1 protein-coding gene is annotated in these 1,321 nt (G+C 76.2%); it reads left to right on the top strand.

The window, feature by feature from the left end:
* Positions 1 to 1,321 (top strand): helicase-related protein (locus AB0C29_RS48830; protein WP_360835255.1); only part of this gene is annotated, 1,321 nt, incomplete at both ends.

The following is a 1,321-nucleotide window of genomic DNA, read 5'->3' as shown; positions in this document are numbered from 1 at the left end:
CGCGGCCCGCGCCGCGGCCCGCCGGATGGCGGCCCTGCTCGGCGAGCAGGTGGGCGAGCGGGTGGGTTACACGGTGCGCGGTGACCGGCGCGTCTCGGCCCGGACCCGGGTCGAGGTGGTGACAACCGGTGTCCTGGTACGCCGCCTGCACCGCGACCCGGAACTGGCGGGCACGGCGGTGGTGATCCTCGACGAGTGCCACGAACGCCACCTGGACTCCGACCTGGCGCTGGCCTTCCTCATCGAGGTCCGCGCGGCCCTGCGCCCCGACCTGCACGTCCTGGCCACGTCGGCGACCGCCGAGTCGCAACGCCTGGCCGAGGTGCTGGGCGACGCACCCGTCGTCGAGGCCGAGGCCGCCTTGTACCCCGTCGAGGTGCACTGGTCGCCGCCGCCGCAACCGATCACCCCGCCGCACGGCCTGCGCGTGGACCCGAAACTCCTCGACCACGTGGCCACGACGATCCGCCGGGCCCTGACCGAAGGAGACGGCGACGTCCTGGCGTTCCTGCCGGGCGCCCGCGAGATCGAGACGGTCGCGTCCAGACTCCGCGGCATCAACGCCGACATCGTCCCCCTGCACGGCCGCCAGTCCGGCTCCACTCAGGACGCCGCGCTGCGCCCCAGCCCCGTACGCCGGGTCGTGCTGGCCACCGCGGTCGCGGAGAGCAGCCTGACGGTTCCCGGCGTACGCGCGGTGGTCGACGCGGGCCTGAGCCGCGTCCCCCGGATGGACCACAGCCGCGGCCTGGGCGCCCTGGTCACAGTGCCGGTGTCGCGCGCGTCGGCGACCCAGCGGGCCGGCCGGGCCGGCCGTGAAGCGCCCGGCCGGGTCTACCGCTGCTGGTCCCAGGCCCAGCACGACCGCCTGCCGGCCCAGCCGGAACAGGAGATCGCCGCCGCCGACCTGACGGGATTCGCCCTCAACCTGGCGGAATGGGGCCACCCCGACGGCACCGGCCTGAGCCTCCCGGACCCCCCACCGGCCGGCGCGATGCAGGTGGCCACGGCCACCCTGCGAGCCCTGGGCGCCACCGACGCCGACGGCCGGATCACCCCCCGAGGCCGAGCCTTGGCGGACGCGGGCCTGCATCCCCGCCTGGCCCGAGCCCTCCTGGACGGCGCCACGACAATCGGCCCCCAGCGAGCGGCCGAAGTGGTCGCCCTCCTGGACGCCGACCGCACAGCCGACGACCTGGCCGCAGCCTGGCGCCGAGCCCGCACCGACCGAGACCCCGCCTGGCGCACCGAAGTCCGCCGCCTGACCTCAGCAATCCCCGCACCAACCACCGCCGCCGGCAACGACGTCGCGGCCGACAGC

The sequence above is a fragment of the Actinoplanes sp. NPDC048791 genome (assembly GCF_040650095.1).
Classification (GTDB): domain Bacteria; phylum Actinomycetota; class Actinomycetes; order Mycobacteriales; family Micromonosporaceae; genus Actinoplanes.
This window is presented reverse-complemented; position numbering and strand designations above follow the sequence as displayed.